The sequence below is a fragment of the Bradyrhizobium sp. CCBAU 11430 genome (assembly GCF_028128855.1).
In the GTDB taxonomy this organism is placed as follows: Bacteria; Pseudomonadota; Alphaproteobacteria; order Rhizobiales; family Xanthobacteraceae; genus Bradyrhizobium; species Bradyrhizobium ottawaense.
The window spans coordinates 87,425-102,149 of record NZ_LBJV01000068.1; the positions used below are offsets into that span (position 1 = coordinate 87,425).

Annotated in this window: 12 protein-coding genes and 1 pseudogene; 5 read left to right on the forward strand and 8 right to left on the reverse strand. The window is 59.6% G+C overall.

Annotated elements, in window-relative coordinates; all coding sequences use genetic code 11:
* The first annotated feature begins 917 nt into the window (after positions 1–917).
* Both XI04_RS27530 and XI04_RS27535 read left to right on the forward strand, forming a co-directional pair.
* Positions 918–1,223 carry a hypothetical protein gene (locus tag XI04_RS27530; protein WP_271595792.1) on the forward strand — a complete coding sequence of 102 codons (306 nt, stop codon included), beginning with the start codon at positions 918–920 and terminating at the stop codon, positions 1,221–1,223.
* Positions 1,224–2,442: 1,219 nt separating this feature from the next.
* Positions 2,443–2,625 (forward strand): hypothetical protein, encoded by a 183-nt coding sequence (locus XI04_RS27535; RefSeq protein WP_271595791.1) that lies wholly within the window; start codon positions 2,443–2,445, stop codon positions 2,623–2,625.
* A gap of 1,842 nt (positions 2,626–4,467) precedes the next feature.
* On the opposite strand, the gene XI04_RS27540 is transcribed toward XI04_RS27535, so the two are convergent.
* From XI04_RS27540 to XI04_RS27555, 4 genes and pseudogenes are all read right to left on the reverse strand, one after another.
* Positions 4,468–5,097: an FMN-binding negative transcriptional regulator gene (locus XI04_RS27540; protein WP_271595790.1), complete on the reverse strand. Its 630-nt coding sequence runs from the start codon at positions 5,095–5,097 to the stop codon at positions 4,468–4,470.
* A gap of 96 nt (positions 5,098–5,193) precedes the next feature.
* Positions 5,194–6,675: a MocR-like pyridoxine biosynthesis transcription factor PdxR gene (gene pdxR / locus XI04_RS27545; protein WP_271595789.1), complete on the reverse strand. Its 1,482-nt coding sequence runs from the start codon at positions 6,673–6,675 to the stop codon at positions 5,194–5,196.
* A gap of 746 nt (positions 6,676–7,421) precedes the next feature.
* Positions 7,422–8,606: a TlpA disulfide reductase family protein gene (locus XI04_RS27550; RefSeq protein ID WP_271595989.1), complete on the reverse strand. Its 1,185-nt coding sequence runs from the start codon at positions 8,604–8,606 to the stop codon at positions 7,422–7,424.
* A gap of 384 nt (positions 8,607–8,990) precedes the next feature.
* A pseudogene (locus XI04_RS27555) lies at positions 8,991–9,254 on the reverse strand (AsnC family transcriptional regulator); the annotation flags it as partial.
* Between the two features lie 409 nt (positions 9,255–9,663).
* On the opposite strand from XI04_RS27555, the gene XI04_RS27560 reads away from it, so the two are divergent.
* The 3 genes from XI04_RS27560 to XI04_RS27570 all read left to right on the forward strand — a co-directional run bounded on the left by XI04_RS27560 (position 9,664) and on the right by XI04_RS27570 (position 11,438).
* Complete coding sequence (locus XI04_RS27560) at positions 9,664–10,209, forward strand: TlpA disulfide reductase family protein (protein ID WP_271595788.1); 546 nt, start codon at positions 9,664–9,666, stop codon at positions 10,207–10,209.
* A gap of 594 nt (positions 10,210–10,803) precedes the next feature.
* Entirely contained in the window at positions 10,804–11,004 is a 201-nt protein-coding gene (locus tag XI04_RS27565) for a hypothetical protein (protein WP_271595787.1), read from the forward strand.
* Positions 11,005–11,018: 14 nt separating this feature from the next.
* Positions 11,019–11,438 carry a hypothetical protein gene (locus tag XI04_RS27570; protein ID WP_271595786.1) on the forward strand — a complete coding sequence of 140 codons (420 nt, stop codon included), beginning with the start codon at positions 11,019–11,021 and terminating at the stop codon, positions 11,436–11,438.
* 155 nt (positions 11,439–11,593) lie between these two features.
* Here the strand turns inward: XI04_RS27570 and XI04_RS27575 are convergent, their stop codons facing one another.
* The 4 genes from XI04_RS27575 to XI04_RS27590 form a co-directional block, all read right to left on the reverse strand.
* Complete coding sequence (locus XI04_RS27575; RefSeq protein WP_271595988.1) at positions 11,594–11,845, reverse strand: hypothetical protein; 252 nt, start codon at positions 11,843–11,845, stop codon at positions 11,594–11,596.
* A 72-nt stretch (positions 11,846–11,917) separates the two neighbouring features.
* Positions 11,918–12,157, reverse strand: coding sequence for a hypothetical protein (locus tag XI04_RS27580; RefSeq protein ID WP_271595785.1), 240 nt, complete (start codon positions 12,155–12,157; stop codon positions 11,918–11,920).
* Entirely contained in the window at positions 12,157–13,839 is a 1,683-nt protein-coding gene (locus XI04_RS27585; RefSeq protein ID WP_271595784.1) for a DNA polymerase/3'-5' exonuclease PolX, read from the reverse strand. Before XI04_RS27585 ends, XI04_RS27580 begins: the two co-directional genes overlap by 1 nt.
* The gene (locus XI04_RS27590; RefSeq protein WP_271595783.1) at positions 13,840–14,124 is read right to left on the reverse strand and encodes a hypothetical protein; all 285 of its coding nucleotides are present in this window, start codon (positions 14,122–14,124) and stop codon (positions 13,840–13,842) included.
* Between the last annotated feature and the right edge of the window lie 601 nt (positions 14,125–14,725).

Sequence of the window (14,725 nt, forward strand, 5' to 3'; positions counted from 1 at the left end):
CTACAGCCGCACGAACAAGCCCTGGTGCTCCAGCTCGACAGCAAGCCCGCTCCGGAAAGACGATCGACGGGCGAGACAATTCCGACACCACGGCTGAGCGAGCAAGCTATCGCGATTCCGCGGAAAAAGAAAACGGGAAGGCTGAAACTGGATCGTCGACGGCGTGAAGTAAGCGGTTAAGCTGCACGGCGTATATCGGCCGACCGGGACCAGGATCCATGAGCCTGAGTATTGCTGGAGTCTCGCGCGGGGCGTAAGGTTGGTCTCCAGTACTTACCACCACCGACCTGGAGATGATGGACCTGACTGGCGACGGCAACGCATTCTCCGAAGCCCTCGACCCGAAGCGAAGCGCATCTTGGCGAGCTGCTGGCGAAGAGCAGTCGCGCAGGCCCAATCTATGGTCTCGCCTCGTTTGCAGCAAAGCGCTGCTGATTTCTGCATTCTTGTTCTTCCTGGTCTGCGAAAGTTCTGGAACGCTCTTCTCTGGCTTCCTCAGACCATTGCCTCGCATTGCGGGACCTGACTGCGCTGGAGTCGGCCTCCCTTCGTGATGTCTTATGCGCTCGGTGGAATGGTCATGGTCGTCTAGGGGCGCCATTCCGGCGGAAAGCGGGAACGGGCTAGGGACGACGGGCTTCGGACGGCTGAGCGGCACACCGCGGCGGAGCCGCCGAGAGCACCGTCCCATGAAAGCAGACGTTTTGTTCAGTGTGAACCGCACGCTAACAACGGTAACTTTTCTACAAGACGAACAAAGCCTGGTTTCAATACGTCGTATCTAACATGGACTAAGGGCTTGCCGCTTTTTCCCGATCCGTTGTAGAATCTTCTTCGTGTGAGGATTTCGAAGGAATAGCTTCCGTTCAGCTCCAATTAAGCAAATTCATTTGAAGGATTCTGTGGGGGACATTGCGATGGCTAAGCCTTCCGTTTCCCGTGACGCCTTTCGTGGCTTGTTCGCCTTTTATGCGGCCAAGGCCCACCATGATCACAACGGTGTCGCGGAAGCCCGGCTCCTGCAGCTATTTGGATCGAGCGACCACATCCCGGACGGGCTGCTGGAGTTGTGGTCGTCACGGACCGAACTGATTGGCCCTGAGGCCGTTGGCAACATAATGTCACCACTGGCTCATCAGATCCTGGACGGTGGCGCACAATACAACCACGCCAGCGACTTCCTGCATCGATTGTTGCGAGAGTTGGACCGAGACGTCCATTAACCGCAATTACGAGATTGATTGGACGGTTTTTTGGGTAATCGGGCGTCATCGTTCGGCCGCGCAATGAGTACACACCTAAACTCGGCGGCGTGGCGGACCCTCTAATCAGGACAAGCGGTCGCTTCGATCTTCAGTCGGCGTTGTACTTGGGAAAACGGCAACGAGCCGATCCCCTTCCCAAAGCTCAACGTCGTGCTCGCCATACATTTGCTCGGCCCGACATCTCGCAGCCTCCTCGTCGACGCAGTCGAGCTTCGCGGCGCATATCACTCGCCTGCTGATGTCCACCACGAGCACTCTGTACCGCATGATGACAGTCCCATCCCAAAGGAGCCTGTCATCCTAGTCGAATGTTGGTGTAAAGCAGCGCCTAAAGTAAGCGCAGACGCGCGGAACCTTGACGTGTGGCCACTTGGCTATACCGTCGCCTGGACTGTTTCCGTCACACGGCGCGTCAGGTATCCTGCCCAGTGTAGCGCGCTTCAGCATCGCAATCTCACCGCGTGGCGAAGCGAGCGGCTCAAGCTTAAGATGGAGAGCATCCCCAGCATCATTAGCAGTACGCCAAGCCAAGTTACCGTCCGGCTCGCCGCCTCGTTATCAGCCTCCGCGAGCGTAATCCGATCGGCATGCTCGGAGGTTCGTACGAAGTCGTCACATCGTTTGCCGGCGCGGCCGCGAGAAGTTGCTCAACATCGACTTGGCTCGGCGTGGGCCGATGGGCCTGCGCAGAGAAGGGGCCGCCGACATGACAGCGGTGTCCGGAACAAGATCGGACGTAGCATCAGCTACCTTATCCTCGCCGTGAGGCGGCTGAGAAGGCGCGGCCGGTGCGGAGCGCAGCAACTCCGCGCCCGCATCAAGGATTCGGCTCTCCTGGGCCGCGCGGTCCCGCTCTCGTTTAAGATGGCGGTGCTATCTTTGGCCATGCGCCGCCGTACGGTCTTTATCACCTTCGCGGTACCCTCGGTTAGGAACCGGCACTTGCGGTGCCTCTCCACCGATAGGCCCAATGCTGGCCGCGGGAGCGGGGGCGAGTTGCCCGGGTCCCACCTATTCCGCTTGCATCGGAGAGGTCGGTGCAGGTTGGCGTGCAGCAGAATTGAAGAGGTCCCGCAAGAGGATTGAGATTCCGCAAGAGGATTGGCGGACGCAGAAGCCGTTGCTGTTGCTACAATGCTTCGGTATTCCGGCTAATGGCTGCAGACGGCAGCTGCTCGTGAAGGACGTGACCCGGCTTCGTATCAAATTCGAAGCGGGGACGGGCGATCGTTGCATTGAACGGGAGCTGTTACCGCCGAACAACTCTTCTTCTCCGCGCGGCGTTCTGGATACGCCGACCAATCCTTCTCGCGTTAGCGGCTCGCAGGCGTCGCCGGAGCGCCTGCAGTTCCCCAAATAGTGCGATAAGCCCCTCGACCCGTTGACGCAGAATAGCCGAATAGTTGTAAACCTGACCTCGATTACTCATTACTGCCTCGAACAATGACTATTGAAACAATATCGGGCGAAAGCGGGAAGAGTATGCAACCGGAGGTAGGATCATACAAGCTAAAAAAAGCAGGGTATAGTTGGAAGGACCCATTGACACCAGAGGGGTTTCGTTGCGGGTCACTTTCGCTTTGGTTTCGGGTCAGCTTCGTTCGAAAGTCGGTCGACTTGGGCCAGGTTTCGGGCCTGACGCCGCAGCACAAGGATGGACACTTTTTGTCGGTTCAGGTGGGGTGCTTACTTCCTTTCTGATTGGCCGGGCGCCCGCTCAAGAGGCGGCCGAGGCTTGCCCAGCCCCGTGGTCATGGAGGGAGCCTCGCCACCAGCTGTGGTGCTCCCAACCCGCTCAAACGTCGTGACGAATGCCGCGAAGGCGGCGAATATCACGGCCATCGCGAACAACAGGATCACAGGGTCGGGATTTCGCTCAGTACTCATGAGCAACTCCACTCGGGCGGCCTGGCAGCTGAGCAGCCCCGAACTAAGTTCCGCATCGTGGCGTATCAGCTTTCATTTGAGAGCTTCGGGCCGAGCGCTCTCCAAATATCGACGTGAGCTTGCAAAACGCGGAGTTTATTACAGGTTCAAAATATTTGTTGCTCAATCCGGGGCGTTGGTTCAGATCTGTCTCTGGTCTTGGGTTAGCGCCTCAACGCGGGTGCTCCCCGCGAAGCATCATCCCGATGCTGGGCGGCTCTTTAACTGAATGTCGTTAGCGCCGTCGGCGACGAGGAGCATGTGGCAGGTTTGCTGTCAAAACCCCGCCGGCTAACTGCTGCTTCGACGTTGTTGAAGTCAACTGCGGTTGCGAGATCGGAGGCGGTACCATCCACCGGCTGCGAGCACCACCACGTGCGCGATTGAGGAAGGCCGCCGATCCGAGCGGAAAGCTAAATCGAAGAAGGCGTGCCGCCGATTTTAGAGAGGGAGCATCCGCCAGCGATGGATGCGAGTAGACTGGTCCTAGCCACAAGCAGCCCCTGCGGCTGGGGGCTTTATCCCGCTGGTGCAGGCCGTCGCCTACTTGGCTCAACACGACGTCGCAGCACGCGGCTCGAGCTTAAGACAACTCCCAGGACCTTCAGAAGCAGGCCCCAGGTCGCCGTCCAGGCATTGCGAGGAGCTCAGCGCTCAATTGATGACTATGAACGCGGGAAAAGAAGACAACCGGCAAGATCTGATCGAAGAGCTTGACGCGGCGATCGGAAGGCTCCGCGGTACCGCAAAGTCGCTGGAGAACTCTTTCCCTGTAGGCAGGCCGGTCCGTTCGTCAACGCGCACCTAAGTTGGCGGAGATCTTCAACGGGTAGAGTCCATCAGTGTAGCGTCGCATTGGCATCTACTAGATACGGCGATCCCAACGATTGAGAGGAATCCCACCTGTCACGGTCGCGCCGATGGCGAGCTTGGTGAAGCTGGGTACGCTGCCATAGGATGACGTGCCACCGATGGCGCCTTGGGGGTGTAGGTGTAATTGCTGGCATTATAAGACCAGGCCGTTTGACTCGTTCGCGCTCGCCATGACGGGGGCGGTGAGGCAGGCGGCACCAGCCAGTACGTGAACAAGCCCACCGAGACCCTAGACCGACGCTCGACGCCAAACCTTCGCCCCTGCAGCCAGCAAGCGTTCGCGCGACGATATAGAAGATGCCCGGTCCCGGCGTGACGGCCACGAGCATCGCCGCTGCCGAAAAATGAAGAACTGGTAGCCGAACGCGGCTTGGGCTGGCGTTGCGGTCTGAAGCGTCCTGGCTCAGGCCAGCGTTGGGACCAGAATGCTGACTTCCTGATCGCGCGGTTCTTGGCTCGCAGCAAGGCCGGTGACGACACCGATACGGTCGGCAAGAGGACGGTTCTGGCTCATCTTGCGCTTGCCTTCGAACTTGGTGACAGGAATGCGGATGCCGACAATCCCACGCAGCTGGGCGCCGATGAAGTCTGCCGGCGCGTCGCTGACAGACCAAGGTGTCACCCTTGAGCCCTCATGGATGTTCGTCAATCGGGTAACTACATCAAGCAGACGTTCGTTATCTTCGAAGAACTCGACCGGACCGTAAGCATGGACGGAGATGTAGTTCCACGTCGGCACTACCTTTTCGGTTTCCTGCTTGGTGGCGTACCATGAGGGGGTCACGTAAGCTTCCGGACCCATGAAAATGGCCAGCGCTTCGCCGATCGGAGCCGCGCGCCATTGCGGATTGGCCTTGGCGAGGTGGCCGTACAGGACTCCCCGTTCGCCTTCCATCACGTCGAGGAATAGCGGCAGTGGTGTTGCGAGCGGCCCTTCTGCCGTGGCTGTGATTAGGTTCGCCAAGCGTGCGGAGCTGATGGTCGCTCGGATGTTCTCGATGTCATCATCCCGGAAGGCGGGGGGCACGTACATAGCGCTTCTCCGTTCTCCGCTCCGGAATAGCCCAGGCCTGGTAGTTTAGAAAGACCACTTCGTCACGATTTCGCTAGTCCAGTTGTTTCGCGTTTATCACCGTGAACGAAACTGGTCCCTCGCTTGCGCCAGGAGCTGGCAGCCACGCTCAATCTGATGAGCCTCCAGCGCGGCATAACCTAAGATGAGCCCGACGAGGTTTGGTCCGCGCCGGCGGTCCGGCTGACGTTGATCGTACAGGGGCGAGATGGGGTAGATGCCAACCCCCTTTGAGCGGGCTGCTTCGATCAATGCTGCTTCGGACTTCTTGGGCAGATCGTCGAACCAAACGACCAGATGCAAGCCGGCAGCGTCACCTTCGATTCGGACTCGGTCGCCAAATCTCCGCCGCAATGCCTCGATCAGGGCTCGCCGGCGGTCGTCGTTGCGCCGCCGCATGCGCCTGACATGGCTGTCGTAGGTGCCCGCATCGAGCATCGTCGCTAGTGCCTCTTGCTCGATGAGAGATGTGTGCCGGTCCATGATCTGCTTGCCGGCGCTGAACGCGAACTGCAGTTCAGGAGGCACCACGACATAGCCGATCCTCAAGGTAGGCGAGAGTGTCTTGGAGACGGTCCCAAGATAGATGACGTGCTCGCTTTCTTCGAGAGCGTGCAGCGGGAGCACAGGTTTCGTGTCGTACCGGTACTCGCTATCGTAGTCGTCTTCGATCACGTAGGCTCCAACCTTCTTGGTCCAGGCGAGCAACTGATGCCGCCGCCCGATCGGCATGACACCGCCAAGTGGAAATTGGTGGGAGGGCGTTACGTAGGCGAGACGAGCTTCGGCCATTGCAAGCCTCGCCGTGTCTAGTCCGTTAGCGTCGACCGGAATTGGCACCGCAATAGCTCCGGTCGCCGAGAGGATGTGCCGCGCCATAGGGTAGCCGGGATCTTCCATGACGAACCGATCGCCAGCGTTAAGCAGCAGCCGAGCACACAAATCGAGCCCTTGCTGCGAACCGTTGACGACGATGATCTGATCAATCTCGCATCGTACAGTCCGCGAACGCCAGAGATAGCCTTGTAGTGCCGTCCGCAGGCGCAGCGAGCCACGTGGATCATCGTAAGTCAATGTTCGGGGTCGCTGCGTGATCGCAGCGGTTACGGCTCTCTTCCATGCTAGTACGGGAAAGTCCAAAGGTGAGAGATCACCATAGCGAAAGTCGGCAACGAGATTGCGAGGTTGCTCGTTTGAGCGTGCGACGACCTGTCGCAAACGTTCACCATACCGCGAGACTCGTGCCTTGCGTGTAGACGACCGTGCTTTCGTGCCTGTGCGCCCAGTCTCGACGAGAGCCTTTGCGACCCGTGGGCGGGCGCCATGGCGGGTCTCGATGAATCCCTCAGCCGCCAATTGTTCGTATGCGACCGTCACCGTACCGCGCGATACTCCCAGCTCTTGGGCAAGAGCGCGGGACGAGGGCAGCGAGCCATTCGAGCCGTATACGCGCCCCAGGATCTGATCCCTGAGCACTTCATAGATCCGACGCGCTCCCATCTGCCCGACGCGGTGTGACGGCACCTTAATCTGGACCATATGAACCTAACCAAAGAACGCTACTGGCTAGACCAGTCTGCGCCCGTTCGGCGCCAAAACCAAGCTGGTTCAATCGAGGTGGCCGCGCAATCTCAAAAAAGCTCCGCGAACTCCTGACCGTCTGTATTCCGGCGTGCCCCGGTTTCGATGAAGTCTATCGTCGACTGAATTGCAAAGAGCCTGGGCAGCAAAATGAGATACCGCGACACGCGCCTCGGTACGCTCGGACATTTTCCGAACCGGCGCCGGCCGCGGGGTGCGGAACCGCTCGCAAGCGAACGGGAATCGAGCCGACCTCAGCCGCCGCGATAGCCAAGCGCCAGAACGAGCCTACAAGGGGTTCCGAAGTACTGCGCAGACGGTTGCGGGCGCTTTGGAACGGGCTCTAACAGCCTCGTTGGTGCCCCTGGCCAGCGTCGAACCAGCACCCTAATGCCCTGAACAGTCGTGCTAATCTCAGTTCGGTCCCGCAAAGTTACCCAGACTGTTACCCGATAACGATGTCAGGCCTGCGAGCTTCAGGACCGCGTCCCCTTCCTTCTTTTTCTCCAAAGAGCACGTACGGTGTGAAAGCGGGTTTGCGGGATGACGAGCGCGATCGCGGCCCATGAGACTGCACCGCCCGCGCCGCTCTCAATAACTGCGGAGGAGTCGTTTGGCATGTTCGTGTACACCGTCAGACCGTCAGATTTAGTTGCCACTCGCCGACAGAGAAATGGATGATCGCCAGCGAGCAATTCCGACGATCACCCTTCTTTTTGTTGTTTTCTCCGTCGCCTGCGCTTTGACGCTGTCGGAAACCCGTCTTGCGGAGTTGCACAAACAGTCCCATAGCAAGCCTCCTCACCCTTGTAGTTGGCCAGCGCTTCGACCAACGGCGACATGACGTGCTGTTTCAGTTCGTCGGGGATAGGCTCAGGACCGCCCAGCGAGTTCAACGCCACCTCGACCAATTCGATCGCGCGATCCTTGTTGCCGCTCTCATAATAATACTGAGCGACCGTCCCATAGGACAGGTACTTAAAGCCACCGTCCCCTTGCAGAGGATTCAGCGCAAGAATGTGTTCGGACAACTCTTTGCCCATCGCGAGGCGCTCGGCAGACGGGAAGTGGGAGTTGTCATTCGCCGGATCAAAGAGTTGGCGCAGCGCCCACTCCATCCACTGCTCATCGTTTTTGTCGATCGCGTCGCGAGCGAATTGCCTCAAAACCGGCAAGCCGGTCTGCAAGTTGCGCAGTTTGTGAAGCAACAGTTCCGCATGGAGCGCGCGGAAGCGGAGATCGTCCGGCATCACCGCGACGGCCTCTTCAACCGTCGAAAGCGCCTTTGCCCAATCCTCCGCCTCCATCGCCGGCTGAAGCTTGGCGAGTATAGGCTCAGTCAGCGCCCGCTTGCGCTTCATTTCGCGCATTTCGCGTCGTCCGCTGTCGATCCGCTCTGTATCGGCGGCTTTAGCTTCATCGCTGGTGCGCCAGCTGCCGTTAAGAATTTTCGGCAAGACGTCATCGAGCTGTGTCGGAAAACCGACAAAGGCGATGCGGCCGTCACGGTCGACAACGAAAGAGGTGGGAATCCCGACAGAAAAGCTGGGATCCATCCAAAGCTTGTTCATTTCGCCTGTGGAGTCGAACCCGATCCGAAAGTTCAGGTTCGAGAACTTGTCGGTCAACCACGCGTCCAAGCTTGTTCGGGCCTCGTCCGCCGTTGGAGCTTGTTCGTAAGCTGCGACGCCGAGCAGCTCAAGTCCGCTGTCTTTGTATTTCTCTTGCAGCTGTACTAGATGAGGCATCACTGCCGTACATGGCCCGCACCAAGTTGCCCAAAATTCGACGATGTACACCTTCCCGGGCTGGAAGCTTGTGAGGGGCTCGCCGCGCAGCCAATTCTCCACCTTGATCGGAGGAGCTGGGGACTCCATGCGCAGCACCATGTTGTTCTCCAAAATTGTTCTCCAAAACTATTGCCACTCGTTGCGCGACTTTGTGCGCTACTGTCTCTCTCAGAAACGGAGCACACCTTCAAGAGAAGGAGAGCATCACTCGTTTTGCGCATCTGATGTGCGCTCGCCCCTCACTCGGTGTTTCTGCATCCAAATAGCAACAAGCGTGCCATCTCGGTCAGCGCCCATCAAGCGCCTGACTACGCTTTAAAAACTCCAAGGCGCCCCAAACGCAGCCGGTGTTTTGAACCTGACGGATTTGTCCCGTGTCAGACGTTGGACACGGAATCCAAGCGGGGTGAGCGCTTGGTCATGCGAGCCGATCCGGCAAGATCTCGTGTCTAGGACTGCCGCCGCCCTAACGCATCATGTAGCAATGGCCGATAGGATCGATTTCGCAATTGAGGCGCGCTGCCGCTCCAGAGTGACCAGCACAAGCATTTGAATAGGTCTTCCCACCGCCTTCGGCGAGACGATTGAGACGTCGGCTTCGATGGTGCCCCCAGAGCGGAGCCTCTTCAGTCGTCGTTGACAGGGCGGTAGCAGAAAGCCCGGCCATTTCGCCGAGCACCTCGGAAGTTAGGCGGTTGTTCTTTCGCACAATCTCGAGGATGTGGCGTCTACTCGATCATATCGCATGATCAGCTCCCGCCTGAGGTGAATCCCGCCGTGAAATTCCTGTGCGATGCAGGAAATCGTCCAAACCTCAGGAAAGTGCGCCGTAAATAGGTTCAGGACAATGCACGCAGACGACATGGCACAGACCTTGCTAACAGACCTTGCTACTGGAGTGCGGCAATAGCGAACGAGTGCTGGTGCAAACAGATGCGCACCGCCCGAAGCTCTGCTTCCTTGAACGGATGTAACCCCTCATGAGGGAAAACCTTCCTGCTTGTGACTTGGATCGTCCTCGCGCTTAGCGGCGGCACCGACATTCGCCGCGGATCTCACTGGGAACCCGCCATGAGGCAAGCCGGTCGCGCCTGCGATCAGAGATCAGCTAGACAAAAAGTCGCCCAAGGTCGGGCACTAAGTTTTGGAGAGTAACATGGTGCTCGGATTAGAATCACCAGCTCCTCCGATACAAGTGGAGAACTGGCTGCGTGGCGGGCCCCTCTCGAGCTTCCAGCCTGGGAAGGTGTACATCGTCGAATTTTGGGCAACTTGGTGCGGGCCGTGTGTCGCGGTGGTCCCGGAACTGGTGCAGTTGCAAGAGAAATACAAAAACAGCGGCATTGAGGTCCTCGGACTCGCGGCTCTTGAACGCGCTCAAACAGCGGACGAGGCCCGAGACAAGTTGGACGCTTGGTTGACTGAAAAGGTACCGAATCTCAATTACCGGATCGGATTCGACTACACAGGCGAAATGGAAAAGCTCTGGCTAGATGCCAGCTTGTCTGTCGGGATTCCCACCTCGTTCGTGGTCGACCGTGACGGCCGCATCGCCTTTGTCGGTTTTCCGACACAGCTCGATGACGTTTTGCCGAAAATTCTGACCGGCAGCTGGTGGACCAGCGATGAAGCTAAAGCCGTCGAAACAGAGCGGATTGCCGAAAACGAGCGTATAATGCGCGAAATGGAGCAAGAAGCCTGACTGAGCCGCTTTTCGTCAAACTTAGGCTAGCGATGGAGAGATTGGGCGAAGCCGCGTTCTGCCCTCGAAGAGGCGTCGCTCTAAGGCCGGATGAGCTCAGCGTCCGTCTCCTCCATGCGGATCCGTTGCTTCGAACGGACCGGTTTCCAGCTGCGAGTCAATTTGTTCGCGGCGCGATCGACAAATACTGTGGGCTGTGGATGGAAGGGGCGGGACGAGTGCCTTCGGCACCTTTAGCTAAACGGTGTGCGGTCCCATTGGCGACAAAGTATGCCTGTGCGAGTCATCAAGAGGGCCTACAAAAAAGTGGTTCATTCAGCGGTGGCGCCTAACGCTAGCTGTCCCCACGACTGGACTGCACCCCTGCAGTGAGACACGATAATTACAGTGAGAGTGGGTTGTCGTGAATCGTTACCGCGCGTTGTTTTGCGCGAACGCGGCTTCGAACCCAATAGGTTTGCGGGCGGGGCATCGGCACCCGTAATCTTGCACCCGTTTCTAGTTCGATCGTATTTTCCACAAAGGCTAACATGCCCGAATCCACACGCCGGCAAAACCGGGCTAAGATTGGATTTTCCCTTCTGGGGGCACCTCATGTTCGATACGGCAACCATCGCGCTTTTGCGCGCGGTCCTTGATGAAGTGTGCGAAAGCGTCTTAGGCCGACAGATCGGCGCACGTACGCACGTTGCTTCGAAGATCCTGGAAACTGCGACCAGGGGCGAAGTCTCTCGCGAGAGGCTTAGGCAGATTGGGCAACATGCCCTTTCGCATGCGCCCACGATGCGGCGTTGATCGGGAGGGCGGACGTGAACTTCCAAGTCACGGTCCTCAAGATCCTGGTGGCATATCCGGATGGGTTTGCCGTGATGGAGGACCTCAAGAGGGACATGGCCATCCTGGCGACCAGCGGACGCGATTGGGCGGACCGGACTAGACGCCTCGCGGCGCGGGTGCCGGATCTTAACATCTGGTCACAAGGGCTCGTCGAACGCACAAGGGGTGGTTGGAGGCTGACTTCCAAAGGACGGGAAGTGCTTGAATTTATGGAAGCCCGACCGATGCCGGAGCCAATCCAAGCGGCGGCGGCCAGCGAGACGACCCCGCCGGTAGCCGAAATAGCGGCGGTTCCTCCGCTGCCGCAGCTCGCCGACCGTGCGAAGCTGCGGCGCGAACGCCGTGAACGCCGCCGCGAGGCCCGCGAACGAGCCAGGGCGAACGCCTCCTAGTCAAAGAAAAAAGCCGCCAGCGGAGCTCGGCGGCTTAATAGTCCCGGACTGTCGATTGCCTCCCCACCGCCGTTACCTTGTTTGAGGCCATGCAGGCCCGATCTACCGACCGCTTTTCGATTCGGTCATCAGGCGGCCGAGTGTGCACCGGGCTCTTACAGGCCTCGGTAGGGCCTGAAACTAGGTGGGCGGGAGGCGCCCCCGCACGATATCGCCGGCCACGACCGCCCTCCCACCCGCACCACGCCCAGCACCTCACATCTGAATGCAGGGCCCGTTTCCGCCGACGAGAGCACGCGCCTCTTAATGCCCGCCCGGAAGCAGTCGATCAGGACACAGGGCGTGCGGAGGCCGGTCAACTCGACGATGGCTGTGGGCCCGAGTTCGATCAGCGTCCCGAGCGGCATCCGTTCGAGGTCCAGGCCCGCAGTGGTGATGTTCTCGCCGAGCTCTCCGGCTCGCACCTCGAAACCAGCCTCCTAGAGAGATGCGAAGAGCTCGAATGGGATCAGGTGGAGCTGCCGCAGGTTGGGAAGCCGGCGTCGGCGCCGGGCGAGATAGCGATGCCGGACGAACGCACCGGGGTGGGCGTCGCCTTCGACGCTGTGGCCTTCCACCAGGACTATGCGGCCCTGGATCGGCTTGCTGAAGTGGTGCCCGCGATCGGCGGCGACCGCCACCACCCTTCCCTCGATCGAGAGATCGTCGCCATTCGACATCAGGCGGCGCGAGCAAGCGAGCGGCGCTTCTGGCGGAGGTAGCGCGTGATCTCGGGAAGCGTCATCGCGTTCAGGACCCGGTCGGCAGGGACACCGCCCTTGCGGGCTATCTCGACGCCCCAGTGCATGTGGTCGAGCTCGGGAATCGAGTGCGCGTCCGGATTGATGCTCATCATGCAGCCGAAATCGAGCGCAGCCTGGTGCCAGCGCCAATCCAGGTCTAGCCGCCACGGATGAGCGTTGATCTCGACGACCACGTCATGCTTTGCGCAAGCCCGAAGCACCTTCTCGACATCGATTTCGTAGCCAGGCCGGCGCTGCAGTTGTCGCCCGGTCATGTGGCCTATGATGGTGGCGTGGGGATGGGAGATCGCCCGAAGCAGGCGCTGCGTCTGTGCCTTGCGGTCCAGTTTGAACCGGCCGTGGATGCTGGCGACGATGAAGTCGAAGCGTTCAAGCACCTCGTCGTCATAGTCGAGCGACCCGTCCGCCAGAATGTCGGACTCGATGCCTTTCAGGATCCGGAAATCCTTGCCGAAGCGCTTGTTCAGCCGGTCGGCTTCCCGGTGCTGCTGCGCGATCTCCTCCACGGAGAGACCGCCGGCATAGTGGGCGGACTTCGAATGGTCGGCGACCCCGAAATACTCGAACCCGCGCTGGCGGGTGGCCTTCGCCATCGTCTCCAGGGTCTCTGTCCCGTCAGAAGCATCGGTGTGGCAGTGAAGGATTCCGCGCAGATCCTGGTCGGTGATGAGCTTCGGCAACTTGCCCTTCAGAGCCAGCTCGACCTCGTTGCGCCCCTCCCGGAGCTCGGCATCGATGAAGGGCAGCCCGAGAGCGTGGTAGATGTCGGCTTCGTCGCCGGCAACCACCGTGCGGCCCTTGTGCAAACCGTCGGCCTCCAACCGCAATCCCTTCTTAGCGGCTATCGCTTGGAGCTGCTCGATGTGAGCGGCGGAGCCGGTGGCGAAGAGAAGGGCGGCGCCGAAGTGTTTGCGGTCGGACAAACGGATCCGCAGCCTATCGGTCTGAGCAGGCTCCGATGTCTTGCCGCCCTTGGGAGCTTCTGCAACGATCGTTAGTTCGCGGACGAGCTCGCAGCCGCGCCGGAAGTCGCCTGCGAGCGTCACGCGCTTCAGCTCGGGATGGGCCTTTCGGATCGAATCCTTCGCCTGCGCAAGCAGAGCGGCGGCACGGTGCAGATGGAGGCGGCCTTCTCCACTTTTGGCGATCGCCAGATTCTGCAGGATCTTGGTCTGCAGCGCGGCTCCGAGCCCCTTAGCCTTCTTGATGCGGTGCTCCTTGGCGGCAGCCTCCAGCTCGGCGAGCGAGCCGATGCCGAGATCCTTGTAGAGGCGCAGCACTTTCTCCGGACGCAGACCCGGAACGGCAAGCATCTGGAGCACCCCCTCAGGAATCTCCTTCCGCAGCTTTTCGAGGCTCGGATGAGTGCCCGTCTGGTGAAGTTTAGTGATAATGTCGGCGATAGCATCGCCGACGCCCGGGATTTCCGTGAGACGATCTTCGGCGATGACCGCGTCCAGCGGGACGACAAGGGCGCCCAAGCTATCGGCGGCCCGAGAATAGGCTTTTGCACGGTAGGGGTTGCCGCCACGCAACGCGGTGCGCTGCGCATATTCTCGCAGGAGTCCTGCTACGGTGCGAGCGTCGAGGGAAGTCACTCAACGAACCTCCTGCCCGGCCCGATGAGGACTCGTTGCGGCAAAGCGAGTTCGAGGGGCCATGTCGTCGTTGGGCCGACTCTCCAGAGATCTGTCGAGCTTCTGCGCTGCCCGGAAGTCTTCCAGGTGTTGCGTGTTCGGGCCATAAGCCGCCTCCTTCTTGAGAAGGTTATAGATCCGGCCGACCACAAGCTGCAGGTGCTTCATCCGGCCCTTCGGCATCGATCGGGCCTTGCAAAAAGCTCGGACGGCGTAGGCGCGGAAATAGTCGAATGCGTCTGACATGATCGGTAAACGCCTGTTCCCGCCGATAGTTCTACCGCCAAGGCTATCACACGCGCCCTATCAAAGGTCCTGGGATAGTCCTTGAAAGGCGGGTGCCGCAGCTCCACCGGGTTTGCCCGATACTCGATCTCGGCGAGCGATTTCGCTGTTCTGCTCATCCGGCTCCACGGCTCGCGCTCAATTCGTCCTAAATCGTGACGGTTTGCTCGTTTGCTTGCGCCGCGCGCCGAGCGCCATAAGGCCGCTCTTCGGTGGGGCTCGATTGTGTGTTCACTAGCTGACCGTAATCCGGGAAAATCACAGGAACCTAGGGCGGTCGATCGCCATCCCACCGAACCTGTTGTAATCGACACAAAGTCTCAGCCGATCAGCTTCCGGCAGGGGTCGTAGACGGGTGATAGAGCGGGCCAATGACAGGCGAAGCTAACATTGGTGCGGCAATGACAGCTGCACGGCAGCACGCAATCGATCGGTTGAGAACCCTGCACTACTCCGCCCGAGACCGTAAATCGATGTTCGGTCGAGCCTCGACCAAGCTGAGGCGACGGTCAGGGACGTCAGACAAACCCACTGGACCGTCTTCGTGCTGATGATGCAGAGC

Bases quoted from the DNA above. Each gene is read 5' to 3' on its own strand.
- XI04_RS27530 (WP_271595792.1), top strand. From the start codon at position 918: ATGGCTAAGCCTTCCGTTTCCCGTGACGCCTTTCGTGGCTTGTTCGCC.
- XI04_RS27540 (WP_271595790.1), bottom strand. From the start codon at position 5,097: ATGTACGTGCCCCCCGCCTTCCGGGATGATGACATCGAGAACATCCGA.
- pdxR (WP_271595789.1), bottom strand. From the start codon at position 6,675: ATGGTCCAGATTAAGGTGCCGTCACACCGCGTCGGGCAGATGGGAGCG.
- XI04_RS27550 (WP_271595989.1), bottom strand. From the start codon at position 8,606: ATGGTGCTGCGCATGGAGTCCCCAGCTCCTCCGATCAAGGTGGAGAAT.
- XI04_RS27560 (WP_271595788.1), top strand. From the start codon at position 9,664: ATGGTGCTCGGATTAGAATCACCAGCTCCTCCGATACAAGTGGAGAAC.
- XI04_RS27565 (WP_271595787.1), top strand. From the start codon at position 10,804: ATGTTCGATACGGCAACCATCGCGCTTTTGCGCGCGGTCCTTGATGAA.
- XI04_RS27575 (WP_271595988.1), bottom strand. From the start codon at position 11,845: ATGCCGCTCGGGACGCTGATCGAACTCGGGCCCACAGCCATCGTCGAG.
- XI04_RS27580 (WP_271595785.1), bottom strand. From the start codon at position 12,157: ATGTCGAATGGCGACGATCTCTCGATCGAGGGAAGGGTGGTGGCGGTC.
- XI04_RS27590 (WP_271595783.1), bottom strand. From the start codon at position 14,124: ATGTCAGACGCATTCGACTATTTCCGCGCCTACGCCGTCCGAGCTTTT.